Origin of the sequence: Levilactobacillus koreensis JCM 16448 (assembly GCF_001435525.1) — a bacterium.
Taxonomy (GTDB): Bacteria; Bacillota; Bacilli; order Lactobacillales; family Lactobacillaceae; genus Levilactobacillus; species Levilactobacillus koreensis.
On the sequence record NZ_AZDP01000034.1, the window covers coordinates 45,780 to 72,525 of the forward strand.

The window sequence follows — 26,746 nt, forward strand, 5'->3', positions numbered from 1 at the left end:
GCGCAAATCTTTTTTTCAAAAATTGGTCTACTTTTTCCAATTCGTGACAATTAAAAAAGGCCTGTCCGTTGACTTTATCGCCAATCGGACCGACCCTAAAAATCTATTTAATTTCGTACGGAATTTTGATTTGACCAGGCGTACTCGTTTCCAACGGCTCACGGTCGCTGAATAGCAACGCCACCGTCGCCGACCCCATCTTTTCCGGGAACAAATTGACCGAGTGTAAATCAGCATCGGTCAATCCAGCTGGCAGCGACTGGTTAAAGCTGACGATTGGGAAATGCCGCACGCCGAACTGTTCACGAACCAACCGATAAAATTCAATCGCGTTGAAATCGTCGGTCGCCATGATGCCATCGATTTCTGGATGCTGCTTAATGAAGCGGCTGACGCGGTCGAGTGGCCCCAACTTGCAGGTCAAGGGTTCCACATTGAAGCTAGCGGCGACCCGCTCGTAACCGGCGCGGCGTTGCTCTTCATACGCCCAGTCGTGGATGGACTCAACGAAGACGGGGTGTTTGACGCCCAATTGATTCAAGAGAAAATTGGCGCCCCCAATGCCGGCTTGCAGGTTATCGTTATCGACAAAGTCGTCATTGGCATTGTCGACGGGCTGACCAATCGTAACGAACCGCAACTGATTTTGCCGCAAAAAGTTGGCAATGGGGTCGTCCTTCTGCGCGTAAAAAAGAACGAACCGCTTGATTTTTCCCTGGGCGACCATTGATTTCACATTCTTCAAGAGATCCTCGGCCGTTTTACTGATTGCCACGGACAACACGTAATGCCGCTCGACCAGTTCCGCGTTGATACCGCGCAACAGGTCAATGTAAAATGGGTTCTCGGGTAAGCTGTGGTCTTCAGTGGGAAAGACGACCCCGACGGCGTTAGCTTCCCCGGACGTTAAGTTTTTAGCATTATAGTTTGGTAAATACCCCTCAGCGGTGGCCAACGCCTGAATGCGTTCACGGGTCGCCTGACTGATGCGCGGATTATTATTAAGTGCCCGCGAGGCAGTCGAGACCGACACCCCCGCCTTGGCAGCAATATCACGGATAGTTAACATTTTAATTTCGAAGCTCCTTATACGCTTAGACAGTTTCGACCGTTGACCACGAGATAACCACATCATCCCCGTTACCCCATGGCCTGATAAACGGCTGAAACTCGGGCCGTTGCGCTTAAACTGACTGGCTGGCCCGCCGTGCTCTTAATGCCTTAAATCTTACCATATAAGCGCCCCCATTGAAACTGTTTCCCATACGGGCCGAACGATTGACCCCCATTTTGTTCGGTAAGCTCCTTTGGCCAAATCGGTGGCTGACCCGCACTCCGACTGCCAGGGATTCCCCGGCTGGCTGCATCTCTGTCCTCCTCCGGCTCTGATTGTCCCCAGCTATGACAGACGTTCAGTCCATCTAACTCCGTTCAATTACGTACTGAGCAGGTGGTCCCATCCCAATATCATTGGGTGAACTGATCCAGTTAGAATGCCATCAAATCCCATGGCCAAAAAGCGTTGCCACTATCCTAAATCGGACAATAGCAACGCTTAGTTTTGCCAAACAATTTATTCTTCTCGCTTTTGCGTCTTGCCATGACGCGTCGTGATGCCCGCACTGGGATTCAGTGGCAGGGTCGTCACGAACTGGCTGCCCCGGGGCTGGTTTTCCTTGACCGTGATCGCCCCGTGATGGAGATTGACGATCCAGTGGGCGATCGACAGGCCGAGACCGTTACCGCCCGTCTGACGGCTACGCGAAGTATCGACACGGTAGAACCGGTCAAAGATCCGTTTGCGGTCACCGGTCTTGATGCCAATCCCCTGGTCGGCCACAATCAGTTGCCATTTCCGCCCGACCAGCTTGGCCGAAATGGTAATGGTGCTGTCACGCGGCGAGTACTTCAGCGCATTATCGATCAAAATATTCATGAGCTGATGAATCAAGCTTTGATCCAGTGTTGTCTTAAAATCCGTCACTGGCGCTAACACTAACTTCTTCCCCTGACTCGCGGCGATCTCCGTGTACGGTTCGACCGTATGCGTTAAAAATGACGCGACATGGGTCACCTCGAAGTTCGTCTGGAGCGTATTTGAGTCGGAACGAGCCAACGCCAACAGGTCCTGCGTGAGCTTCTGCAGTCGCTGACTTTCGCTATTGGCGATGGCGATATTTTCAGCCTGATCAATAATCTTATCGTTCGGCTTGGTCAGTAAAATCTCCAACTTATTTTGAATGATGGTCAGCGGCGTCCGCAACTCATGCGCGGCGTTTCCCACAAACTCGGTCTGGCGACCCCACGACCGCAGAATTGGGCGCATGGTCAGCCGCGACATCCACATACTCATGATGATCGACAGGAGCCAGAACACCCCCACCGTGATCAGCATAACCCGCGTAAAGTTACTCATAGCGGCCTTTTGCGGGTCAATATTTTCCATAATCAACAGGTAGCGACCGGCCACCGATTTATCCGCGTTACTCTTGGGAATTTTCACCAGTAATGTTCGGAAATTGTACTTGCCACCAACTACGATTGTATGCAGCTGGTCCACCTGTGAGCGGTTCAAGGTGATTCCCCGCAACGTGTCATAGCGCGACCCCAGTTGAGATTCATTCATGATTTTCCCGGCATCGTCAAAGATCAACGTGGTCGTGATGAACGGATGAATTGTCCGCTTTTGTGCCTGCATCGCCTGCTGATTACGCTGCGAAAATGGTTGGAGCTTATTCGCGTTTTGCTTGGGGGGCCCCGCCAATCGTGCCGAACGTTCTACGCGTAAGGCCTGGTCCGTACTGGTCAGCATGGCCCGCCTGAATAGCACGAACACAATTACGCCCAGCAGTAAGAAGATGATAGTGAACCCAATAAAGCTGCTAAGAAACAGGCGTCGTTGCTGATCCCGATTGACCTTATTGCTCATCTGGGGCCTCCACAATGTACCCGGCATTGCGGATAGTCCGCAACGACAGGTCACTACCGGCGTGCTTGAGCTCCTTTCGCAAGTTGCTCATGTACACTTCGACCACGGAGAGACTAGTCTCCGAGTCAAAGCCCCAGAGGCGATTGAAAATCTGTTCTTTGGTGATGATTGTTCCGGGATTGGCTACCAGATAGGCTAGCAGATCAAACTCCCGGCCCTTAAGCGTCAAGGGGTCACCGTTAAACGTTGCTAAATGTTTGCTCGTGTTGATCTCTAATTGGCCTAGAGATATCGTATCGCTATCATTTAGATGGCCGGTCCGTTTCAACAACGCCTTCATCCGCGCCAACAATTCCTCACGGTGAAATGGCTTAGTCACGTAATCATCGGCACCATCGTTAAAGCCCCGCAACTTATCCGCAATCGTATCTTTGGCAGTCAAAATCAGTACGGGGGTCTTCACACCCTGACTGCGAATATGCAGCAACAGATCCAACCCACTCTCGCCGGGCAACATCAGATCTAAAATGATGGCGTCAAAGACATCCTGACTCGCCAAGAACTCTCCCTGTTCCCCATCGTAAGCGGTTGTAACTTCACAAATCGGCTTAATCAATTCAACAATGTCTGCGGATAATTCACGCTCATCTTCGACAACTAAAACTTTCGCTGTGGTCGGCAACGGGCACTCCTCCTTTAAAATCTCTTGAATTTTTTCTTGGGTTGGTCTTCGTCTCCGGCTGGTAGGTACTCCGTTCTGTGAGGCAGACCTGGAGCCTAAGAAGCGGTCTCCAGGGCGACTTGAAGCCTCAAAAAACGAGTCTTCAAGCTCGGCCAGTGGTGTAAGCCGGCTCAAAAAACGCCGACTAACGCCACCGACACTGAACTCCGTACCTACCAGCCTACGACTACGACGAGCACCCCCAGAAAATTCAGCATATTTTCTCGTAGTAACTGAGTTCTCAGCTACAGCGGGATATCTCTTAATTATTTCTGACTACTACTTCTATTTGTAATAATTAATTTTAGTTCTTATCATGTGCTGTCAAAAATTACTCGTACTCTTACTACAGTATAGACATGTCCGCAACACTAGTCACGACACAATTGCTTTCACCCAGTTCTACTGGACATTAACGACTAAACTAGGTAAATACTTTTCGCCACTTCATTCCATCAATTAATGACCGTTAAGTGGGCTAAACTTCCATTTAAATTTACAGTCTACAGGCTCAACGATAACGGAACCTTAAGCTCCCCCGCCATCCATAGCGCGATATGTAAAAAAATTTGCGGCGCTGAATAACTTAATATCGCCGCAAAGTCGGCATAAATTCGTCTTGGAAAACCAACTACGATTTGGGTTAAACCTTCTAAATTGGAAAAGCCAATCAGAGCCGGAGGCGGCCAGGGATGGAGCCAGCCGTGTCGACGCTGTTTGTCGGGGTTCTTTCCCGGCTTACAGCGTGGGACGACCTCGAAGACACGTGTTTTTCGTGGCTTTGAGGCGAGCCGGAAGCCCGTTCCTCAGGCTGGAGGCGTTCCCCATGGCAGGCGGAATCCCTGGCCGCCGCAGTGCGGTAATTCCACACCATCCTCACCACCACGTAAAGCTTATGTTTTGTCACCTAACTAAAGGCTAAGTTTTTGCCAAGATTAACCCGTTGTTCACGGAACTGTTCGAAAAGTGCGATAGACTTTTGTCAAAGCAGTCTGCATGGTATTCTATTAAGGACAGACATCTTGATTGTCATTAACGGAGGGGTTTTCATGAAGCAGCAGCGAAACACCCTCGCGGCGCTAAGAGTCAGCCGTTGGGTGTATTTGGGGGCATTTTTCGTACCACTTGCCATCATGGTCGTTATCTTCTGGCAACTAAAGATCACGCCATTCGGCAACCGAAATTTGATGTTTAGTGACATGGGGGCACAGTACGTTCCGATTCTGGAATATCTGCGGTCGACCGTCACGACAGGACAGTTCCATCTCTTTTCATTTTCATTGGGGACGGGCAGCGGGATCATTCCACTACTCACGTACTACGTGATCAGTCCGTTTAACTTGTTAATTTTTCTTTTTCCGGCGGCGAAACTCCCGCTGGCGGTCACCTGGATCATCATATTAAAAATCAGCACGATTGGGTTGACCATGGCTATTTTCATCCGGCACGCCTTTTTACGAAGCGGCTGGTCGTTGATTCTCTTCTCCACCGCATTCAGTCTGTGTGGCTTCACCGCCATGTATTTCTACGACATGATGTGGCTGGACGCCTTGATTTGGTTACCACTGGTTGCGTTAGGGCTGCATCGGTTAGTCAGCCTGCATCATTATGGCCTCTACACGTTAAGCCTCACCGCAACCATCATTTCCAACTACTATATGGGTTACATGACCTGTCTCTTTTCGGTCATGTACTTCATCTATTTAGTCGTTGAACATCAGCCGACCGCGACGCCGTTTAAAGAAGTTTGGCGGATGCACTGGGCGGCGATTCGGCAGTTCTTGATCGGGTCGGTGCTCGCCGGGGGCATGGCCATGATCGTCTTGATCCCAACGGCGCTGGGGATGTTACTGACGGGAAAGAGTACCGTCTTCATCAATAACTACCTGCCGACACCGCTTTTTGGACCAGAAGTTCTGGCCCAGTTTGGCCTCGGCAGCAGTAATTACGTCACGCACCTGTACCACGCACCAAGCCTGTTTATGGGTACCTTGATGTTCTTACTTTTAATCGTCTACTTCGTGTCACCCAAGATCCTCGCGGTCGAAAAGCGGCGGACGATGTGGTTGCTCATCACCATGGGATTGGGGTTACTCATCACCCTCTTCAACACCGCTTGGCACATGTTCCAACAACCGGCCGGCTTCCCGTTCCGTAACGTCTACTTCTTCACATTCTTGGCGTTAACGGCGGCCTACCGTGCTTGGCAAACGCGCCCGTCGCAGACCATGAACGACCCGCAAAAGGTGCTCGCACTGGTCTGGGCGGCCGGGCTATTGACCATCGGCTACCTGTCCGCACAGGTCATCCCCCGCATTTGGGCGCGGGCCTTGCCTAGTTACAACAACGACCTCTACCTCCAAAGCCAACCCGAGTTTCATTTACTGTGGTTGTCCTTGGCCCTCTTATTGGTCAACACGATGTTGCTATTTATAAGCGAATGGCGACCGATTCGCATTGGCCTCATGGGAATAATTATTTCGTTTGAATTGGGTGGCAACTTCCTAGCAGCCACGCATGGCATTAGCTTCGGGTCGCAAACCCAATTTGAAAAATATTACCAGAAGGATGCCGCCATGCTGAGCAAGGTCACGGCCACTAGGCGTAAACCAAACCTGCACCGCATCGAGTTCCTTCATTCCCAGATTGGCGCGGCCTATAGTGGCGCATATAATCACTACAACGATTCGCTACTCTATGGATATGCCGGGAACAGCTCGTATAGCTCGACGTTGATTGAACAGGCACGGGTTTTCCAACACGACCTAGGTTACTTTAGTCCCAACGTTCGCCGGATCAGTTCTCAGGGCTACACCCACCTGACCGACACACTGTTCGGGATTAAATACCGGCTGAATGCGAATAAGAAACCAGCTGTCAACGCGCTCAACTCTTACGCGGGTATCGGCTTTGCCGTGCCAGACAAGTTGGCCCAGTTAAAATTGGCTGACCAACAGGCGTTGACCAATCAGCAACGCGTCCTCACTGCCCTTGGCGCACCCAAGGATACGCTGGCACCAGTCTCCGTGCTCAAGGTAACCACGGAACGAGCAAGTGTCAGCGACCTGGCCGCCATTCCCAAGCGTACACAGTTGCCAGGACCACGGTATCTCCAAACATTTACCGTCCGGGTCAACGCGACCGGCCTGCTACACGGCTATTCGCCATCCGATACGCTGACCTACTCGAGTTTAAGGGTCAACGGGAAGAAAGCGAAACCCCTCGTCAACGCCGACGGTTTCCGCTACATCATCAACTTCGGTGAGCACACCAAGGGGACTGTCATGACCATCAGCTACGTGACGCAGGAACCCGCAGCGGGTTACAGCAACCAGTTTGCCACGCTCAATCAGGCGAAATACCTGCAGCTGGTCGCTAGCCTGAAGCAGCAACGTTACAAGCTACGCGTCAACAGTGGTGTGACTTGGCTCTCCGGCGACGTCACGGGCACGGCCGACCGCAAGCTGCTGTACGTTTCGATTCCGGATACCCCCGGTTGGACGGCCAAGGTCAACGGGAAGCCCGTTGCCATCAAGTCCGTCATGCACGCCGAATCCCTGATCCCCGTCAAACAGACGTATCAGGGTATGATCGGCGTACCGCTGAAGTCTGGTAACAATCATGTCACCCTGACCTACCAGACGCCAGGGCTCAAGATTGGGGCCTTGATCAGCCTGCTCAGTGGTGTTCTGTTCCTGCTCTTCTGGTTCACGGTCGAATGGTTACGACCTGTGGGCAAACATCATCATAAAGAATAAATTTCCTGAGGACGGTGACGCTGGTTACCGTCCTTTTTGTAAGGTCGAAAGATGAAATGCCCATCTCGCCTCAGTATCGGTAAGCATTCGCACCATTAAATTAGTGTAAGTTTGCCGCACTACGGATGACAGGGATTTCGCCTGCTGTGGGGACGCTTCAGACTGGAAAAACACCAGTCTTCTCGCTCGCTTTTAAGCCGTAAAAACACGTCTTAAAAGTCGCCCATAGTGGTCGCTCACAGCGACCACTATTTTCACGGCTGGCTACATCCCTGTCCTCCTCCGGCGCCAATCGTGTTTTATCACGACAATGGTCGGAAAACGTGGAGACTTAGCGCTTTCAGTCCAATCGATAACGTCTGCATTATCTTCACCGCCTAAGAACACTGTATAAGCCGAGAGGTCGGCAGATACGAGCTCAGGCGCGTCGTTCTACTTAACTGGCGGCCGGTAAGGCGAAGACCATACTAGGTTGCCTAAATTCTATCCACAAAAAAATCGGCTCACTGGCCGATTTTTTGTTACCTAATTTCAGTGTTTCCCGATTGCTTGCGTGATGACCACCACGCTGTTCTGAGCTACTTTGTGACGTCGCGGATCAGGTCGGTCGTTAAGAAGACCAGGCCCGCCACTAACATGACTAACGTTCCCCACCAGAAGAGGCTGTGGATCTGAACCGGCCAGCCGAGCGCGGCGTTTAAGACGATCAAGATCAGCCCCAGCCAAAACGACAAGCTACGATAGAACCGTCGATTAAAAATCATCGAAGCCGCCCCCTTTTGCCTTCAATTATACGGGACAAGTAGTCAAACGGGTGAACTTCCTTATCGGTTAAGACGACTTAGTTCGGTCACTTAACTTAGCGCCTATTCTGCGGGCCGAACCTTCGACTTATCGACCTGCCCCTTGCGTACGCGATCCATGTAAAAGCGCAGGAGGAACGGTGCGAGTAGCGTGGCCACAATGATAGCTGCCACAATCGCCGAATAACGGACCGGCGACATTAATTTAGCCTGATACCCAATCTGCGCGATGATCAGCGCCATTTCGCCTCGGGAGACCATTCCGGCCCCCACGGCCATTGAGCTGCCCCAGTGGAAGCCAGCCAGCTTGGCACCCAGACCGGCACCCAGCTGTTTGGTCAGCACGGCAACAATCGTTAAGACCACGATGAAGCCGATTTGGTTGCCCAGACCCTTGAAGTCCATGTTGAGGCCAATGCTGACAAAGAATACCGGGATAAACAGTGCGTAGCCAATTGGCTCAATGTGCCGGTCCACGGTCGATTTCGCCGACGTTTGGGAAATGGCGATACCGGCGAAGAACGCCCCGACAACGTTGCTTAGACCCACTAATTCGGCCACGTATGCCATCCCAAAACACAGGATAACGGCCATTAGCGTCGCGCCCATCGGAACCATCAGGCGGTTCCCAATTTTGACCAGGTATGGTGCCACCCACCGCACAACGAAGTAAATGGCTGCGAAGTAGATGATTTGTTCAAGTGTTGTCAAAAGGAGGCTGCTGGACGCCGCAGCGCCATCAGCGACCGCCGTCCCCGTCGTACTGACCAGCACACTTAAAATCACCACGGCCAGCACGTCATCGACGACCGCGGCCCCCAGAATTGTGGTCCCCTCGCGGCTATTCAAGGCGTTCATTTCCTTCAGCACTTCCACAGAGATCGACACGGACGTTGCCGCGAAGATTACGCTGAGAAACATGCTTTCCGTCACGTTTAAATGGTAAAAGATCCCAACCAGATACGTTCCGGCCACTGGAATCAGGACCCCCATAATGGCGACTAATACGCTGGGTTTTAAGTAGCGTTTCAGCAGCTGCAGGTCACTTTCCAGTCCGGCGATAAACATCAGGACGATGACCCCGATTTCCGCAAAGCTTTCCAGGTCATGGGTCAAATGAAGCCAGCCCAAAACGGCCGGTCCCATTAACACCCCAACGACCAGTTGGCCGATGACGGCCGGAATCCCAATTCGGGTGCTATAATGGCCCACAATCGTTGTTGCTAATAATATTAATGTTAAATCTCTTAATAGTTCCACACGTTTCCTCCTTTGCAAACAAAAAGCGACCGCCAAAAACGGTCCCCCCAACCCAAGGAGGACGCTGTTCTTGAAAGCAGTCGCTTCAACCATCATTAATTTAGTTAGTTTATATTATACGGGAACTTTTTCAACAAAGCAAGCTTCCCGTTCTGGTCGGTTCGTTGGTTAACTTACTGGCGCAGCTTGATTGTGCCGCCCTGCTGCCTGCTAAAGCAATTGCCCAGAATCACGCTTCACCGTCGAACCACGTACCGTTGTCTTCTATAAGGACAGATATTTTCGACTGGAAAAAGTTCTCGCCAAAACTTAACTACCTGTTGACCGGCAATCGTGGTAAACTAATAACGATTGTGAGGTGACGCGTGTGAAATGGCTTGAATCTAATTTAGTCGTGATTTTCTGGGCGGTTATCTTCGGAGAAGTTATTGGTTATATCGGTGGGACGTTGAAACAGATGACCTGGCAACCTATGCAAATTGGTGTCATGATGGCAATTGTTGGCGTGATCGCCGTCAATGGGTGGTTCTTACTCAGTCGTGACGACCAAACTTCGAAGAAATAAGCAGTTCATTAAGCATGACCTAAACAACCAACCTTGGCAGCTGCCAGGGTTTTTATTTCACCTAAAAAGGCCGGACAACTCTTCGTTAGCCGAAGAACTGTCCAGCCTTTTTTGTTGCGTATAAATTACCGCACTGCGGCTGCCAGGGATTAAGATTTGCGGTCCCGTCGCCTTACCGGTCGGCAGATATGGGCTGGAACGGTGCGGACACAACTCGAAGCCTCGAAAAAACCGAGTCTCCAAGATTGGTCGTTCTGCTAAGCCGGCGGAAAGACACCGTCGACCAAGCAGAACGACGCGCCTGAGCCCATATCTGCCGACCTCTCGGCTTACACGATAATCTCCGGCAACGTATTCTGAACTAGTTAGCTGACTAACTAACACCGCCAGAATGTCACTAGGTCCACCTTTGTCGCGACAGAGATCAACTTGAGCCGAAGGAGGCCAGGGACGTAGCTAGCCGTGTCGACGCTGTTTGCCGGGGTTCTTTCCCGGCTTACAGCGTGGGACGTCTCGAAGACACGCGTCTTTCGTGGCTTTGAGGCGAGTCGGAAGCCCGCTTCTCAGGCTGGAGACGTTCCCCATGGCAGGCGGAGTCCCTGGCAGCCGGAGTGCGGCCACCTTTAATCAATTTTTTTAGTTATCCTGCGCGCGGATCTGGTTCTTGATGGCGTTCATGTCTTGGTCGAGTTGGTGGACCAGCTCGGCCTTAGAAATCAGTTCCTGGCGCAGCTCGTCTTGGTGCTGCACGTTCTTTTTATAACTCAGTTCATGCTCCAAGGACGCCCAGAAATTCATCGCAATCGTTCGGATCTGGACTTCGACCGTGACCTCGACCACGCCAGCAGCCAAATAGACTGGGACGGCTAGAATCAGGTGCAGGCTGCGATATCCATTGGGCTTGGGATTTGTCACGTAGTCCTTGCGCCGTAAAATTTTGATGTCCGGTTGCTTGGCCAAGCGGCGTTCCATGGCGACCATATCGTCCTCGAACCGGACAATGATGCGGATACCAGCGATATCGTGCATCTGCTTAGGCAGCGTGTCGAAATTAAAGTCAAAGTGCTTGCGTTGGACCTTCTCCAAGATACTTTCTGGTGACTTGATTCGTGACTGCAGACTGTCGACCAACGTGTGGCCGTGTTGAATCTGATATTCCTGGTCGAGATAGTGAATCTTGGTCGTCACGACCTGGACAGCACTGTTGTAATTCAGCATCAACGACCGGAATCGATCAATGGCCTCCAGCGACGTTGGGTCGTTTGGAAATTGTGTTGGTAAACTCTGTGCGGGTAAATTCGTGTTCGTCATTATTCCTCTCCTAATTAGTCTGCCGACTGCGCCAATGCCGAATGTCCGGCACTAGCCACCACAGTAGTAGAAAATTCAGTAACAGCGTGATCGCCGTAAACGTAAAGACCCCACTATAGTTGAACCAATTGGCCACTAAACCGCCAAGCATGGCCCCAAACATACTGCCAAGTGCTTGAAATGACTGGTTCCAACTGAAGACCGTCCCCGTCAAGGAATGCGGCGAGTTCTTGGTCAACATCGTTTGCACGGCTGGGAACAACGCCCCATCGGAAACCCCGATCATAAAGCGGAAGACTCCCAGTAGCCAAACGCTGGATACGAACCCTTGTGGAAAATACATCAGAACGGCAAAGACGTACCCAAAAACCAAGACGCGTTGCGTTCCGCGACGGTCACCGTACTCCCCTAATTTCGGGGCGGCCAACAACGTCGAGAGTCCTGGCAATGCCGCAATGATTCCGGCAACCAACGTAATCGGCCCAGTATTGTTCATCAACTGTTTAACATACAGACTGATAATTGGCGTAATGGAGTTATTTCCCATTTGAATAATCATCGTTGAAACTAGTAAGACCACAATCAACGTCGGATTCTCAACTTGCTTTAAGAAGCTGCCGGCCTGTGCCTGCTTTTCCTTGGTAATGGGCGTAAAATGTTCGTGCACTAAGGTCGCGCTCAAGAAGAACACGATAATCAGAAAAATCCCAGTTAGTAAAAATGTCCACCGAATGGAAAAGACTTGCGCTAGAATCCCACCGAGGACTGGTCCAATCAAGTTACCACTGACGTAACCGGTCGTCAGGATGCCCAGTGCGTTTCCACTCTTCTCCGGCGGGGTCTCCGCAGCAATCAGGGCACTGGCATTAGGAATGTAACCGGCAAAGAACCCTTGCAGGAAACGAAGACCGATCAATTGCCAAATGTTGGTAACAAACCCCATCAAGCCGATGACGATGGCCATCCCCATAGAGGAACGGAGCAGCATGAGTTTCCGCCCCTTCCGATCAGCCAGCTTCCCCCACAACGGTGAGACCAGCGCAATCACCAGAAAGGTTGCCGCGTAAGTCACCCCACTATAGATGGTCAGTTGGCCCTTGGTAAAGGTGCCCAGGTCATCCACGTACAACGATAAAAACGGCATGATTTCGCTAAAGCCCATGCCCGCAATAAATGTTCCTAACCACAGAACAGCTAGGTTGCGCCGCCACTGCTCTGACTTTCGTGTTCCCACGACGTAATCGCCTCTTCTTTCTCAATCCCATTTTCTATAACATTACTTATTAGTTTAGCATACCCCGGCAAGTCCGTTAGCGTTAAAAAAGCGAAGCTGTCTAGGCCTTTTGAAAAAGATTTACAAAATCACTTGTCATTTTTGTAAATAAGTTGCATAATAGGCTCATACATGTGAGACAGTTCACTTTAATCTATGGAGGTAATTTCAAATGGCTCATCGTTTAGACGGAAAAGTTGCAATCGTTACGGGTGGTACTCTTGGTATTGGTTTAGCCATTGCTACCAAGTTTGTTGAAGAAGGCGCCAAGGTTATGATCACCGGTCGCCACAGCGATGTTGGTGAAAAAGCTGCAAAGAGCGTCGGCACACCAGACGTCATCCAATTCTTCCAGCACGACTCTTCAGACGAAGACGGCTGGGTAAAATTATTTGATGCTACCGAAAAAGCCTTCGGTCCCGTTTCAACTGTTGTGAACAACGCCGGAATCGCCGTTAACAAGAGTGTTGAAGAAACCACTACTGACGAATGGCGTAAGCAACTCTCCGTCAACTTAGACGGTGTCTTCTTCGGTACTCGTCTTGGAATCAAGCGGATGAAGAACAAGGGCCTTGGTGCTTCCATCATCAACATGTCTTCTATCGAAGGCTTCGTTGGTGACCCTAACTTGGGTGCTTACAACGCTTCTAAGGGTGCCGTTCGGATCATGTCCAAGTCGGCCGCTCTTGACTGTGCTTTGAAGGACTACGACGTTCGGGTCAACACGGTTCACCCAGGTTACATCAAGACGCCATTAGTTGATGACCTTCCAGGTGCCGAAGCCGCTATGTCTGACCGGACTAAGACGCCAATGGGCCACATCGGTGAACCTAACGATATCGCCTACATTTGCATCTACTTGGCTTCCAACGAATCCAAGTTCGCTACCGGTGCTGAATTCGTTGTCGACGGTGGTTACACCGCACAATAAACCGCATTTAACTTTTAAAATTAGAAGGTCGCTGGCTGGGTGCTGGCGACCTTTTTTCGTTATCTTAAGTTGACATCGCCTGAGCCCATATTTGGTGACTCCTCGGCTTACACAACGGTCTTCTGTCAACCAGAAAGGTGAGTGTAAAAGTTGTTATTAGCCCGCCAGCAAATTTTAGTGTAAACGGGGCATTCGACATTCGTTGCGGCAAGGCCCAATCAGAGCCGGAGTCCCTGGCAACCGGAGTGCGGCTAATTTACGTCTGTCTTCAACACCAACCTTCAGATTTTAAAAATCCTCCGCAGCCAATTGCCGCGGAGGATTTCTAATCTTCTATTCTACTAAATTGCTTAACCATTGATACCGATGAACAGTGCCACCAATAAAATAAATAAGACCAGTGTCGTAATTGCCACGTACAGGTGATCGTGTTCCTTGTAGAAGGCGTAGATGGAAACCACGACCCGCAAGACGGGAGTCAAGATGAGGCAGTAGACGCCTAACATCATGATGGCATACGGCCGCAACTGCCAGGTGCCCACCAAGATCTGCCCCATGCGCCGGGGAACATAACTGCCATTATAGCCGGAAAAACCGGTGACCAGAAACATCACGAGGCCAATCAACATGACGATAGCGGAAAAGATGACGCCAACCTGTAAGATGCGGCCGATGACCGTTTCCACTTGAGCCATTTCGTTTGCTGTCGCTTTATTTTGTGCCATTAGAAGTGAACCCCCAATCCCTTAAACAACATCTGCAACCCAATGTACAAAATGATTGGAATAAACACGATACGAATCCACCGGGCAGGCAGAATCTGCATGATCCGTGATCCGATCACTGCCCCGACTAAGATACCTAACGCCATGGGTACGGCGATTCCTGGTAAGATGGCGCCGTTAAAGAAGTACACGGTCGCACTGGCCGCAGCGGTCACCCCCATCATCAAGTTGGACGTTGAACTGGAGGGCTTGAGCGGCATCTTCATAAAGGTATCCATGGCCATGACCTTAAAGGCCCCGGAACCGATTCCGAGAAGCCCACTAGCCACGCCGGCGCCAAACATAACGGAGAACCCGGCTGGCACATTTTCTACCTGATAGTCGATGTTCTTCGCTTCGGCCTTATCATAGTAGGTTCCATTTAACTTCAGCTTAGACGCAATTCTGTCCGGTTCGACCCGCTGTAAGACTTCTGATCCGCGCCGCAGCTTCCGGTACATGTTCCACCCGGAGAAGACTAGCAGGCACCCGAACAAGAGGTACAGGTACTTTGGGTCCAACACCCCGGTCAGTAGTGCCCCGACGATTGCCCCGGTAGTCGTCGCAATTTCCAAAAACATGGCGACCCGTAAGTTCAACACATTGTCGCGTAAATAGGCAATGGTTGAGCCAGAACTCGTGGCAATGACGGCAATGATACTGGCCCCAATGGCGTATTTAATATTCAATCCCATTCCCAGGGTCAAGATTGGCGTGATGATCATGCCCCCGCCGATACCCAGAATTGACCCGGCAATCCCGGCGAAAACACCAACGGCCAACATGATTAAGGCTGTTTGAATCATAGCGATTTTTCCTCCTCATGAACCAAATTACAAGTTTGATTATCATCTTTTCTGCGGCCAGGGGCAACCTTCCGCGGTCACGATCACGTTCGTTTGTTGAACTTTTATCACAATGAGCGGTTCAGTTAAATCAGTGCTAACTTAGTCCTATTCGCTTGCTTGTGAATGAGTTCATTTAATATTGATTTCACGACTTACCGATACCGATACCATTCCACCTTGCCCATAGCCGCAACCTAGCAACCACTAAACCGGTTACAAGAATAGACGGCCTTCCCATACAAAAAGAATATGGAAAGACCGTCTGTTTTGTATTTCAAATATATTCCAGTCGCAATTTTTTGGCCTCAATAACTATCGATAAACCGCTGCAACAACGGACTCGGCGTAATCTGCTCCGACCAAACCAGCTTTAGCGTTGTCCGCCACGGCTGATAGCGAATTGGCCGAACGACCGTGCCGAGTCCACCGACCTCATCCGCCACCGACTGCGGCACGATGGCCACGCCCATTCGGTTATTCGCCCACTGTACGGCAGTTCGCGCGTCATCACAGGTGCAAGCGATGAACGGGGTCATCTCCTTTTCGGCAAAGGTCGTTTCAAAGAGGTGTTCGAACCGGCGATAGATGATCAGTGGGACCGTCGCCAAGTCTTCCACTCGTAACGTGGCACCCTGAAAATGGTCGTACTTCTGCGGCACGACCGCCGCCATCGCCTCGGTGGTCAATTCCTTACTAGTCAGTCCCGGAGCCGTAAACGGCGTTCGCACAATGGCGACGTCGATCAAATGCTTATCCAACCGGTCAATCAGACCGTACGTATTGTCCTCAAACAATCGAATCTGAACCTTCGGGTAGTGTCGCGTCAACGTGCGCAGTTTGGCGTTGGGAGTGGCCCCAATCGACGAGGAAATGACGCCCACCGAAAGGACGCCCGCTAAGCCCTGCCCCAGCGACCGCACTTGACTATCCGCGCGGTCACGTAGATCCAGTAACTGCTGCGCATAATCTCGCAGCAGCTTACCAGCTGGTGTCAGCGTTGTCCCACCAGCGGTTCGGTTCAATAACGTCACGCCCATTTCGGCTTCCAGTTGCTTTAACTGATAGCTCAACGGCGGCTGCGCCATATGTAATTGGCGGGCGGCCGCCGTAATTTGCCCGGCATTCGCCACCGCCAGAAAGTATTCTAATTGGCGAAAGTTCACAATCGCCACCTGCCTTTACTTCATTTTTCAGGTAACCCCGGATCATCGGTTGCGTTGCGGCTGTCCACCTGATTCTGTACCTGATTTTGATACCGATCCTTGACTGGCAACGTTTCTTGCAAGAGGTATTGCCGAATCAGCAGAACGATCTGCTTGTTTTGTGGCAACGCCGAGTGCGTCGTGTCGTCCCCGGTCACCGTGATCTGGGTGTAATGCGCAACCTGATTTTGAAAGACGTATTTCCCCTGATTGACACTATTAGCGGGAACGGTCCCATCGCTCGAATAATTTTCAGTACCGGCCACGGAGTACACCGTCAGTGACTTGGGCAACTGCTTCCGGTACTTGATCAATTCCTTTAAAATGGCCGTCTGCGTCGTTGTGCTGTCGGACTCCATGTTGTACGGCGTGGCAATCGTCATCAGCCGTTCAACGCTAACATCCTTGATTTGACTCAGGTAACGTTCCAGGAAGAGGCTCATGATCAGTCCCCCATTGGAATGCCCCAACGTGGAGAAATGGTTAAAATGATACGTTCTGACCAGGTCCTTCACCGCAATATTCAGCCACTGCGCTTGCTTCACGATGTTCGCGTACCCGTCACGATTGTTTTCAAAGGCCACGACGATAAAAGGCTGATTGTCCCCCCGCCGAATCGAGCCAGTATAGGAAAGTTGGCCATTCTCCGCAACTTTGACCTTCAGCACGCTGTGGGCGGTCTTCGTTTCTTTGCGCAACTCCTTGATCAACGCGTCAAAGCGATTTTGACTGGCGCTGGAGCCTGGCACCATGATGGTCGGGTCCAACGGCGTTCGATAATTTGTCTTATATTGGGTGATTTGGTGGCGCATCCACGTCATGCTTGGCAAAAAGATTGCTAGCACCACCAAGAGACCTGCCAACCACCGCCACCAATTACGCCGCATGGTCGCCGCCCCCTTCATGATTGAGCAGCCGGACAAACGGCAAGTAGATCAGGACGGACACGGTCAGACACACAAGACTCAGCGCCAACGCCCGCCAGTCACCACCAGTGCCCAAGTAGGCGATCAGTGGCCCCGGCGTTGTCCGTGGTACGGGATACACGATTGGCGGCACTAATTTCCAGGTCAAGGCAAACCAAGCCAACGTAATGTTGACGGCTGGTGCGACCAGGAAGGGAATTAGTAAGACGGGGTTAAATAACAGGGGAAGGCCCAACAAGGTCGGCTGATTCAAATTGACCAAGTTAGGCAGGAAGGTCTGATTTGCGACCCGCCGATAACTAACCTGCCGCGATCCAATCCAGATGGCAATCACCAACGCAAGGGTCATCCCGGCACCCCCAAAGTTAGCATACGCGTCACCCAAGGTATGTAAGGTCACTAGATGGGGAGCGCCCCAGCCGGAACCATGCTGAATGGCGTAGGATAAATTCTGTAATGACGTCACGGAACTGTTACCGGCTAGGCTCACGGGACCAACGAATCCGATCCACCACAAAAAATTGCTGACGGCGGTGACTGTCACAATCACAACGCCCTGATGCCCTGGATTAGCTACCAGATTGCTTAGGGCCTGATAGACGACCCCATTGATTCCATATGGCGTCAACAGGCTTAGCCCGTACCCTATGGCCACCATGACCAGTAGCACCACGGTCAATGGCCACACGACCCGGCCGGTCCAAGATGGCTGACCAAACTGCGGATGACGCAATCGCCACCGACTAAACCAAGTCATGAGCTGACTGGCGGCCCAACCGACGCCGAGCCCGACAACGATTGCCAGAAAGATACCTTGCGGGCCCAAGTTTTCTTCCATGAATTGTGACATTCCGGTCGTCTTTCGCCCCAGCGCCTGATAGTTCACGTTTAACGTTAAAAAGGATAACGCGCTGATGATGCCGACGGCTAAAGAGTCGCTACGGTAGGTTTTAGCGAGATAGTTTGCAATCATAAACGCCACCATCACGGCAACCAGCCCATTAATAACGATACTGATCACCTGGAACGCCACCCGCCAAACCACGATTGCTGGCAACCAACTGCCGATATGATAAATTTGAAAGAAAAAGCCGTCCTTGGCTAAAACACTTTGACCTAGAACATCGACGACCGTCATCAGTAAAATAAACGGGTAAACCACCCGTAACGCCTCTTTAATTGCTCGCATCGCGCGCCATTGGTTGAGCCGTTGATTTAATCCCCATAATTTTCGCAAGGTGTTTCACCCCTTCACTCCGTTTTGCTTTCATTATACTCACGCGACACCCGCAACTCGGCCCAAACGCCTTATAACTTTTACAATATTTAAGTAAACGGCGTCGAAATTGAGACCGTCAGTTTACGCTACCTCCACGGGCAACTTTGGAGACACGCGGTCTTCGTGGATTCAAAGCGAGCGAGAAGACTGGTGGTTTTCCAGTCTGAAGCGTTCCCACAGCAGGCGGAATTCCTGTCAGCCGGAGTGCGGCAAATTGGCACTAATTTAGTGGCGCGAATGCTTACCAATATTGGGACGAAACAGGTATTTCATCTTTCAGCCTTTAGCTGCAAACGTTAAGGCCAGGGGGACGCGTAAATCGCACTAGCTCTCTGCCATTTTTTGCCGTAGAAATAGCAAATTATTCCGCCAACCCGCGCTCCCCTATTCCGATTGTCGTTCAATTTCACCGAACATCTCACTGCTCGACTCCTCGCCAGTCAAACCTCAATGATACCAACGGAAGTGCTTATCGAACACTCTATGTGGTATGCTTACATTCGAGAGAACGCAAAATAAAACGGAAATAAAATAGACCACGTAAAACCGTTTACCATTTGTATGCGTTTTCAAAACGTGTTAGTATGTTGGAGTAAACAACCAACCAACTTTGGTTGGCCGACTTAAATAATTATAGGCGGTGAAAACAAATTGGTTTCATCAGCTAAGTCATTAGCGTTAAACTAACGTGTTGCTTTCATGGCGTGAAAGATTCGGTTGGGCTACTGGAAATTTTACGCACGGTTTGTTTTTATATTTCTAACGTATCTGCTATTCTTCCACGCAAAGCGTGCCAAGGATTGCCGGTATCGCTATCTTGCTGCCGATTGCATTCAATCCGTAATCAGTTGCGAGATAACTTCTGGACAAGCTTCAGGCGTATGACCCGTCACTTGGTGATTGGCTCACACGTTAACAAATGTATAAGGTTTGCTCAAGGATTCCTTGAACGAACTGGTTGGGGGTAGTTAGCGTTTAGGCGTGCTTGACCTTCTTAAATATGTATGCGGTTCCAACAAACCGTATGCCGAACTGTCAGGTGTTTAAATTTTCTAACTACTATGTTGTTATGGTGGTTTCATCCTTGATATCACGCTAGTTGAACGTGATATTGAGTCTTACTTAAGTTATCAAATATTATGAATAGGAAGTGGCTACTTTGAAGTTTACTAATGGTTATTGGTTAACTCGTGACGAGTACGATGTTAACTCACCGGCCGAAGCATTCGAAGCCGAAAAAGACGGTAAAGCATTAAACGTCTTCGCACCTTACAAACGGATTATGACGCGGGGAGACGAATTAAACCTCGGGATGAGCACGATTAAGCTCACCTCCCCCGTTGAAAATGTGATTGGTGTTAAGCTGACCCACTTTGATCAAGATACCAAAGGTCCTTCATACGAGCTTAACAACTCAGATCCTGACGTTGATATTGACGTTACGGAAAAGAAAGCATCATTGAAGAGTGGCGATTTAACGGTTACTCTGCCATTGCGTGAAGACTTCGATATGGAATTCACGGCTAACGGTAAAGTATTGACTGCTTCTCGGAACAAGGCTCAAGGTGAAATCTTAAACCACGATACCAATGTTCATTACATGCGCGAACAACTTGCTGTTGGCGTTGAGGACAAGGTTTACGGTTTAGGTGAACGCTTCGGGAACTTCATTAAGAACGGTCAAGAAGTTAAGATCACCAACCAAGATGGTGGGACTGCTTCTGAACAATCTTACAAGAACATCCCCTTCTACTTAACGGATGCTGGCTATGGTGTCTTCGTTGACGAACCACAAACGGTCGACTTCGAAGTTACCTCTGAAAACGTCGATGCCGTTCAATTTAGTACTGAAGGCGAATCCTTACAATACTACGTCATCTACGGACCAACTCCTCAAGAAATCTTACATCGTTACACTGAACTCACTGGTAACATGCAATTACCACCTGCATGGTCATTCGGTCTGTGGTTGACGACTTCCTTCACCACTGACTACAGTGAAAAGACTGTTTTGAAGTTCATCGATGGCATGAAAGAACGTCACATTCCACTAGATGTCTTCCACTTTGACTGCTTCTGGCAAAAGGGCTTTGAATGGAGCAATATGGAATGGGATCGCGATGAATTCCCAGACCCTGAAAGCCTGATCAAGAAGATTCATGACCGTGGAATCAAGGTCTGTGTCTGGATCAACCCATACATCGCCCAAAAAGGTAAGATGTTTGAAGAAGGCAAGAAGAACGGTTACTTCATCAAGCGTGAAAATGGTAACCTTTGGCAATGGGACCTCTGGCAAGCTGGTAACGCCTTCGTTGACTTTACCAACCCAGACGCCGTTAAGTGGTACAAGAGCAAGTTACAAGCCCTGCTCGACATGGGAGTTGACTGCTTCAAGACCGACTTCGGTGAACGGATTCCTGTAGACGACGCTGTCTTCTTTGACGGTTCAGACCCTAAGCGCGAACACAACTACTACACCCTGCAATACAACAAGGCTGTCTTTGACACTATTGCTGAAGACAAGGGTAAGGACCAAGCAGTTGTCTTTGCTCGTTCCGCTACTGTCGGTTCTCAAAAGTACCCAGTTCACTGGGGTGGTGACGCCTTATCTAATTTCAAGAACATGTCCGATACGTTACACGCCGGCTTGTCCTTCTTAAGTTCTGGATTTGCATTCTGGAGCCATGATATTGGTGGGTTCGAAGATGGACCCGACACGCCTACGCCAGACCTTTACAAGCGTTGGTCACAATTTGGTCTGTTGTCTTCTCACAGTCGTTACCATGGGAGTAACGTTTACCGTGTGCCATGGAACTTCGATGACGAAGCCGTTGAGAACACTCGTAAGTTCGTCAACTTGAAGTTGTCCTTAATGCCATACTTGTACACGCAGGCTGCCCACAATACCGCTTATGGTAACCCATTAATGCGGCCAATGTGGTTCGACTTCACCAATGACCTGACGACTCACAGTTTGGACAACCAATACATGTTTGGGACCCAACTGTTAGTCTCCCCTATCTTCAATAAGGAAGGCCACGTCAACTTCTACCTGCCAGCCGGCAAGTGGACGAGCATCATTGATGACAGTGAAACCTACAACGTTGCTGAAGGTAAGTGGATCAGCAAAGACTACGGCGAATTAGACCTTCCTGTATTGGCTCGTGACAACACGATCCTCTTACGGAACCCTAAGGCCGTCCACGCTGACTACGACTTCACTAAGGATCTGGACATTCATTTGTACGATATGCATGAAGGTTCAACGTCCGTTGCCGTTGTTAACCAAAAGGGTAAGGATGCTGGTAAGGTCACTGTTGACCGCAGCGGTAACCAATTGAAGGTTACGACGACCGGTCTGACTGGCTCTGCTACTATCTACGTCCACGAAGACGGTAAAGTTACGAAGGCTGCCTTAGATGGTGCCAACGCAACGATCACCCTGTAATCTAAGACGTTAACGTTATCTATTAAATGATGAGGAAGCACTATTAACGACCAGTGAGTCGTTGATGGTGCTTTTTTGTCGTCTCCATCTAATTAACGCGCTTCTGGCCGCGCTTGACTGCTCGCCAAACCGTACTGGTACTAACGCCGAACCGGGTGGCAATCTCCCTATACGTCCGTCCAGCCAGCCTTAGCTCCTGAAACGCCGCCGGTGATTTAGCTGGCATGCTACCCATCTTTGGTTGCGACGTGCCGACTTGTGGTGCTGCCAGAATCCGCGGTTCCATCTGCTGGATTTTAGCAAGTTCTCGGACAACGTAGTGCGTCGTTTGCGCATCCCATAATGCGTTGTGCTGTTTAGGGTTAAAGACGTTCAGCAGCCCCGCAACGCCATTTAACGGTAAATAGTGGTGAACGCTTTCCCGCTGATGATTGCTCCGAGTGATAACCCGGTTAGTGTAGTCACTCCCATCAAAGATGGCTAAGGGTTCCCCTAACACCCGTTGTTCTGCCGCTGACAAGGCGTCGTAATGGACAGCAAATAGGTTCCTCAACAAGCGCAGATCGTTCGTCCGGTCCCAGAATACCAGCGGGTAATGGTGCCGGAGAACTTGATCAATAAAGGCCTGCAATACGGCTAATGGTGCCGCTTGCTGTTCGTAGTCCGCCAGTGTCAGGCCAGTCTCTCTTAACCCGCGCAGTTTCATTTCAGGTGTAAATGCCGGATTGTCCACGTAGCGGTTGAACTTTAATATCGGCGCTTGACCTCCCGCGTAACCCAATGCGCCTAACTGGAAGACTCCGGCCTTCTCCCCCAACGTCACTGCTTGCTCACGAATAATCTGACTCCCGGTATTTTGCGTATGAAAGAGCATGCCAAACTCACAGTCCACCACCACATATTCCTCGGGCAAGCTATCCAGACAGGTAATTGTTGGCAAGACTTGTCGCAATTGCTGGGGTAGCTGCTGGTCTACCGCGGCTGATGTTGGAGGTAAGCGGTACCCCTGATGTCGAAGAATCTGCTTGAGATCATCGTCGGTTGCCCCCTGCTCATAGGTGGCCACGTTCTTTTCATTCAGAACCATACTTTTGTCCGTTGAAAATCCAATGACGAATCGGCGATGTTCGTCAAGCGTAATCGTTGTCACTAGCCCCCATCCGGCCATTGATTTGTTATAGGTCAGGATCCCTTCATCTCCAGTTAGAAGGATCGGCTGCCCGATGACAAACATATTATGAATCCTTGGATGTCCCTTGTCTGCATGGCGTTGCACTAAAAACACAATTCTCATTGCCACCGTCCGTCGCCCCCTTTTCCGCGAGTTCTGATATTAACTATCTTAACGAAACCGTCCGGGGAAAGCCACTATTTTGCTTAATAAATTTAATTATATCAGGTGTTATCTATTTTTATAAAAAAAGACCGTTTCATCGAACGATCTCCTGCTACTTTAATCTTTGAATGCCTTGTGTTGCAACTTCTTTTTCTCCTGATTGACCCAAGTCGCCTCCGGAAACTCTTCAAGTAAGTTGTCCGCAAAGGCGGCAAGGTCGTCACCAACGATCTGATCCACACTCACACCATCCGCAGCTGCCGATTCGAACATATCTAGCACATTCTTCAAGATCGTATACATGGCCTCGCCATTGCCACCGGCCAAATTCCACAAGTACTTCTCCAACGACTTCATGGCTTGTGCATAGGGCGCTGGTAAGGCCGCCACCCGCCGTTTGAATTCACGATAATCGCGCTTATCTTGCCACATCTTTTTAATGTAATTAATCATGTCTACTCTCCTTTAATTGCGTCATCTGGGTATTCACGTAGGCCCACTGCTGCCAAAACTGAATGAGTCGGTCTTCGCCAGCCACGTTGAGTCGATAAAATTTACGGGCGGGGCCACGGTCTGATTTCTTCTTTTCAATAGCAACCAGGTGCTGTTTCTCCAGTCGCATTAAAATTGTGTAGACCGTCCCCTCGACGACATCCTCAAAGCCATGGGCGTTCAGGTACTGGGTGATCTCGTAGCCGTACGTTTCACCCGTACTGATTCGCTGGAGGACGATGCCTTCGAGCACGCCCTTCAGCAGTTCCGTTGCAATTTTCATATAGTCGCTCCTAACTACTTCGTATTAACGAGTACTGCTATATAGTATTACAAAGTAGTTGGGCTGTCAACTCCTTTGGACTTAGAAAATGTAAGCTGTTTGCATCTGCGATATCGTCACTTCACTTGCTGTTGTATAGCTGATTTCCAATAGACTCTATCCCACGAAAACTCTATTAACAACAAAAAAAGGCCGCCTTCATCAAAAGAAAGCGACCTAATTTATTTGGTTTACCAATTCAACGTGTTTCCAACCAACACTTCCGGCTGATGGTTGCTCAACAGGTATGCTTGGCCATCATCCCCAAATGATAGTCCCTCAAACTCACGCTTGGAGGCAAAGTGCGTCCATTTCACATCCCCGCTGGTCAGACTACCATCGCCGGCCAACTTGCTGGCGGGAAGACTGACAATCGACTCGTCAGCGACCAAGTAAAGCCGGTCGTTGTTAGGGTTGTACGCCATGCTTTGAACGCAGGTACCGGGCCCGTGTTGCAAGACCTGACTGGTCAGATGGAAATGCACGTGCCGGCGCCCAATACGACCGCGGTATAGGTAGACCTCGGTGGCGTTGGGTCGCGTCCAGAAGTAGGCGTTGCCTTGCCGATCAAAGGCGAGCACGTGGCCGCCAGGAACGGCCAAGCTCTTGGACTTTAAGCGAAAATGAATCAACCGAACCGGCTGCAAGCTGCTAGGATTCAACTGCTGAATGACCCCGGCCTGACTGATGGGAACCCGCGGTGCGGACTCGCGGTCCTGCCACATGTAAAGCTGATGGTCCTTCCAGTTATAAGCGAGTGACTGACCGTGCCCCGTGGTAAACGCTGGACCAACTTTAATAGCCGCCCGAATCGCCTTGGTCGTAGTCGTAACCGGTGTCTTCGTCCGGTAGATGCTTTGAATCTGCTGCGGCGTTGCCTTTAAGCTCGTCAGTTTTGCCATGTCGAACCGAACCAGTCGCCCGCGATTATACCAAGCCGTTGGGCAATAAACCACGTAGAGGTACTGGCCCACGACCGCCATACTCTGCGGATCACCCCAAGCCTGGTGTTGATAGCCAGGAATCGGCAATAAGTACTTCGTGGTGAACGTGACGGGGCTACCCTGATCACTGGCAATGGTATTGATTCCACTCGGATTTGCCGCCGACGAATAACTGCTTGGCACTGGCACAAAGTGAACCTGACTGTCATCTAACGACCGTTGCTTTGACGTGGTCAGTGCCGCCTTAGTCTGGTCGACCATCGTGATAGCGTGTGCTGGAACTAACGGCGTCATCCCCAGCCCCACACTGAAAAGTAACGCCCCAATAATTGCTAACTTTCGCATAATCCCTAACCCCCCAATCTTTTCAGCTAGTCTATCACTAGCCCCGTCAATTGAGGAGTAAAACTCATTTTTTAACGTTCTGAACTTACCAACTCGTTCGATTTCCCCGCAGAATCTCTGGGTCGTGATTAGTCAGCAGATAACCGTGCCCCCTAGTCGTGAACGCCAAGCCCTCAAACTCCCGGCGTGACGCGAATCGTGTCCAGCGGACCTGCTTGGCATTTAAATGTCCTCGGCCCGTTAATCTTCGCACCGGCAGACTGGCAATCGAGCCATCGGCGACCAGATACAACCGATTATTATGTGGATTCACCGCGATTCCTTGCACGTGAGTCCCGGGTCCCCGCCGCAAGACCTGATGGGTCAAGCGAAAGGAGACCTTGTGCCGCGAAATTCGTCCCTGATAAATATTAGCGCGATACCCGGATGGATTTGACCAGAAGTAGGCGCGACCAGCTTTATCGAAAGCTAAAACGTGGCCACCGGGAACGGCATACCGCCCACGACGCAAGCGAAAGCGAACTTGATAGGCCGGCTTTAAACTGCTGGCACTGATTTGTTGGATATACCCATACTGATTGATCGGCACCCTTGGCTTTTTCTCGCGGTCACACCACATATACAGATGATGGTTGTGCCAATTATATGCTAAGGATTGCCCGTGGCCTGTGGTAATGACCGGGCCAACTTTGATAGCACTGCGCAGCTGTTTTTCTTTAGCCGTTGCGTGCTTGGCATACGTGTGTTGGAGTGCAGTTGCCGTCGCCTTTAGCTTGGCTATTTTCCTAACGTCGTAGCGCACGATTCGTCCCCGGTTGTGCCAAGCCGTCGGACAATAAACCACGTATAAATATCGTCCAGTCAGCGCCAAGCTCTGAGGATTCCCCCAGGCCTGGTGGTGATATCCCGGCTGTGGCAATAAATATTTGGTCTTAAACGTCACGGCCGTTCCCCGTGATGCCCTGATAGTATGGGTCACCACATGTTTTGTGTGCGCGTAGTGCTTGGGCGCATGCACAAAATGGACCCGTGTATCGTTCAGCATCCGCAGGCGTCCCACTGGGCGCAATGCCGGTACCTTTTGTTTAACCATGGCGTGGGCCGTCACACCCCCAACGAGGCCCACAAAACATGCGATGACGATTAGCCATCTGCTAACCCGCTTCATCACTAACGCATCCCCCTTAATTTAATTTCTACAAGTGGCAGTCGCTTACTGCATTAAGCGTACCACAATCGAGTAGGAGGTAGCCGATTATTTCGGCTACCGACCTCTCACACCACCGTAC

21 protein-coding genes are annotated in these 26,746 nt (G+C 50.5%); 4 read left to right on the forward strand and 17 right to left on the reverse strand.

The genetic code is table 11. The features are described 5' to 3' along the window. Positions 1-103: 103 nt before the first annotated feature. The 3 genes from FC99_RS02570 to FC99_RS02585 all read right to left on the reverse strand — a co-directional run bounded on the left by FC99_RS02570 (position 104) and on the right by FC99_RS02585 (position 3,611). Positions 104-1,069: a LacI family DNA-binding transcriptional regulator gene (locus FC99_RS02570; protein WP_048734684.1), complete on the reverse strand. Its 966-nt coding sequence runs from the start codon at positions 1,067-1,069 to the stop codon at positions 104-106. A gap of 504 nt (positions 1,070-1,573) precedes the next feature. Continuing rightward, positions 1,574-2,929: a sensor histidine kinase gene (locus FC99_RS02580; protein ID WP_048734681.1), complete on the reverse strand. Its 1,356-nt coding sequence runs from the start codon at positions 2,927-2,929 to the stop codon at positions 1,574-1,576. Further along, complete coding sequence (locus tag FC99_RS02585) at positions 2,919-3,611, reverse strand: response regulator transcription factor (RefSeq protein ID WP_048734679.1); 693 nt, start codon at positions 3,609-3,611, stop codon at positions 2,919-2,921. Before FC99_RS02585 ends, FC99_RS02580 begins: the two co-directional genes overlap by 11 nt. 1,088 nt (positions 3,612-4,699) lie before the next feature. Between FC99_RS02585 and FC99_RS02590 the strand changes: the two genes are divergently transcribed. Continuing rightward, positions 4,700-7,408, forward strand: a complete 2,709-nt coding sequence (locus FC99_RS02590) for a YfhO family protein (RefSeq protein WP_048734677.1) — start codon at positions 4,700-4,702, stop codon at positions 7,406-7,408. Positions 7,409-7,986: 578 nt separating this feature from the next. Here the strand turns inward: FC99_RS02590 and FC99_RS02595 are convergent. Then, positions 7,987-8,172 (reverse strand): hypothetical protein, encoded by a 186-nt coding sequence (locus FC99_RS02595; protein ID WP_048734675.1) that lies wholly within the window; start codon positions 8,170-8,172, stop codon positions 7,987-7,989. A gap of 102 nt (positions 8,173-8,274) precedes the next feature. Then, the gene (locus tag FC99_RS02600; protein WP_048734674.1) at positions 8,275-9,471 is read right to left on the reverse strand and encodes a cation:proton antiporter; all 1,197 of its coding nucleotides are present in this window, start codon (positions 9,469-9,471) and stop codon (positions 8,275-8,277) included. Positions 9,472-9,838: 367 nt separating this feature from the next. On the opposite strand from FC99_RS02600, the gene FC99_RS02605 reads away from it, so the two are divergent. Continuing rightward, positions 9,839-10,036 (forward strand): YjzD family protein, encoded by a 198-nt coding sequence (locus tag FC99_RS02605; RefSeq protein WP_048734671.1) that lies wholly within the window; start codon positions 9,839-9,841, stop codon positions 10,034-10,036. 636 nt (positions 10,037-10,672) lie between these two features. On the opposite strand, the gene FC99_RS02610 is transcribed toward FC99_RS02605, so the two are convergent. Both FC99_RS02610 and FC99_RS02615 read right to left on the reverse strand, forming a co-directional pair. Continuing rightward, positions 10,673-11,347: a GTP pyrophosphokinase gene (locus FC99_RS02610; RefSeq protein ID WP_048734669.1), complete on the reverse strand. Its 675-nt coding sequence runs from the start codon at positions 11,345-11,347 to the stop codon at positions 10,673-10,675. A 10-nt stretch (positions 11,348-11,357) separates the two neighbouring features. After that, entirely contained in the window at positions 11,358-12,581 is a 1,224-nt protein-coding gene (locus tag FC99_RS02615) for a multidrug efflux MFS transporter (RefSeq protein WP_048734665.1), read from the reverse strand. 211 nt (positions 12,582-12,792) lie between these two features. Here FC99_RS02615 and FC99_RS02620 point away from each other — a divergent pair, with 211 nt between their 5' ends. After that, a complete protein-coding gene (locus FC99_RS02620) occupies positions 12,793-13,551 on the forward strand; it encodes an NADP-dependent (R)-specific alcohol dehydrogenase (protein WP_048734663.1) in 759 nt (252 codons plus the stop codon). Between the two features lie 350 nt (positions 13,552-13,901). On the opposite strand, the gene FC99_RS02625 is transcribed toward FC99_RS02620, so the two are convergent. The 5 genes from FC99_RS02625 to FC99_RS02645 form a co-directional block, all read right to left on the reverse strand. Beyond that, the gene (locus tag FC99_RS02625; RefSeq protein WP_048734662.1) at positions 13,902-14,276 is read right to left on the reverse strand and encodes a DUF1634 domain-containing protein; all 375 of its coding nucleotides are present in this window, start codon (positions 14,274-14,276) and stop codon (positions 13,902-13,904) included. Next, positions 14,276-15,121, reverse strand: coding sequence for a sulfite exporter TauE/SafE family protein (locus FC99_RS02630; RefSeq protein WP_048734659.1), 846 nt, complete (start codon positions 15,119-15,121; stop codon positions 14,276-14,278). The genes FC99_RS02625 and FC99_RS02630 overlap by 1 nt, the downstream gene beginning before the upstream one ends. A 347-nt stretch (positions 15,122-15,468) precedes the next feature. Beyond that, complete coding sequence (locus FC99_RS02635) at positions 15,469-16,335, reverse strand: LysR family transcriptional regulator (protein WP_235805850.1); 867 nt, start codon at positions 16,333-16,335, stop codon at positions 15,469-15,471. Positions 16,336-16,346: 11 nt separating this feature from the next. Beyond that, entirely contained in the window at positions 16,347-17,252 is a 906-nt protein-coding gene (locus tag FC99_RS02640; RefSeq protein ID WP_048734657.1) for an alpha/beta hydrolase, read from the reverse strand. Further along, positions 17,242-18,528: a PTS transporter subunit EIIC gene (locus tag FC99_RS02645; RefSeq protein WP_235805851.1), complete on the reverse strand. Its 1,287-nt coding sequence runs from the start codon at positions 18,526-18,528 to the stop codon at positions 17,242-17,244. Before FC99_RS02645 ends, FC99_RS02640 begins: the two co-directional genes overlap by 11 nt. Positions 18,529-19,729: 1,201 nt before the next feature. Here FC99_RS02645 and yicI point away from each other — a divergent pair. Continuing rightward, positions 19,730-22,018: an alpha-xylosidase gene (yicI, locus tag FC99_RS02650; RefSeq protein WP_048734655.1), complete on the forward strand. Its 2,289-nt coding sequence runs from the start codon at positions 19,730-19,732 to the stop codon at positions 22,016-22,018. Positions 22,019-22,106: 88 nt separating this feature from the next. On the opposite strand, the gene FC99_RS02655 is transcribed toward yicI, so the two are convergent. The 5 genes from FC99_RS02655 to FC99_RS02675 all read right to left on the reverse strand — a co-directional run bounded on the left by FC99_RS02655 (position 22,107) and on the right by FC99_RS02675 (position 26,625). Further along, on the reverse strand, positions 22,107-23,312 hold the full coding sequence (locus FC99_RS02655) for a helix-turn-helix domain-containing protein (RefSeq protein ID WP_235805852.1): 1,206 nt from the start codon (positions 23,310-23,312) through the stop codon (positions 22,107-22,109). A 159-nt stretch (positions 23,313-23,471) separates the two neighbouring features. Next, entirely contained in the window at positions 23,472-23,807 is a 336-nt protein-coding gene (locus tag FC99_RS02660) for a DUF1048 domain-containing protein (protein ID WP_048734648.1), read from the reverse strand. After that, positions 23,800-24,129, reverse strand: a complete 330-nt coding sequence (locus FC99_RS02665) for a PadR family transcriptional regulator (protein WP_048734645.1) — start codon at positions 24,127-24,129, stop codon at positions 23,800-23,802. Before FC99_RS02665 ends, FC99_RS02660 begins: the two co-directional genes overlap by 8 nt. A gap of 230 nt (positions 24,130-24,359) precedes the next feature. Then, positions 24,360-25,457: a hypothetical protein gene (locus FC99_RS02670; protein ID WP_048734642.1), complete on the reverse strand. Its 1,098-nt coding sequence runs from the start codon at positions 25,455-25,457 to the stop codon at positions 24,360-24,362. An 85-nt stretch (positions 25,458-25,542) separates the two neighbouring features. Beyond that, the gene (locus FC99_RS02675) at positions 25,543-26,625 is read right to left on the reverse strand and encodes a hypothetical protein (protein ID WP_048734640.1); all 1,083 of its coding nucleotides are present in this window, start codon (positions 26,623-26,625) and stop codon (positions 25,543-25,545) included. Positions 26,626-26,746: the final 121 nt, after the last annotated feature.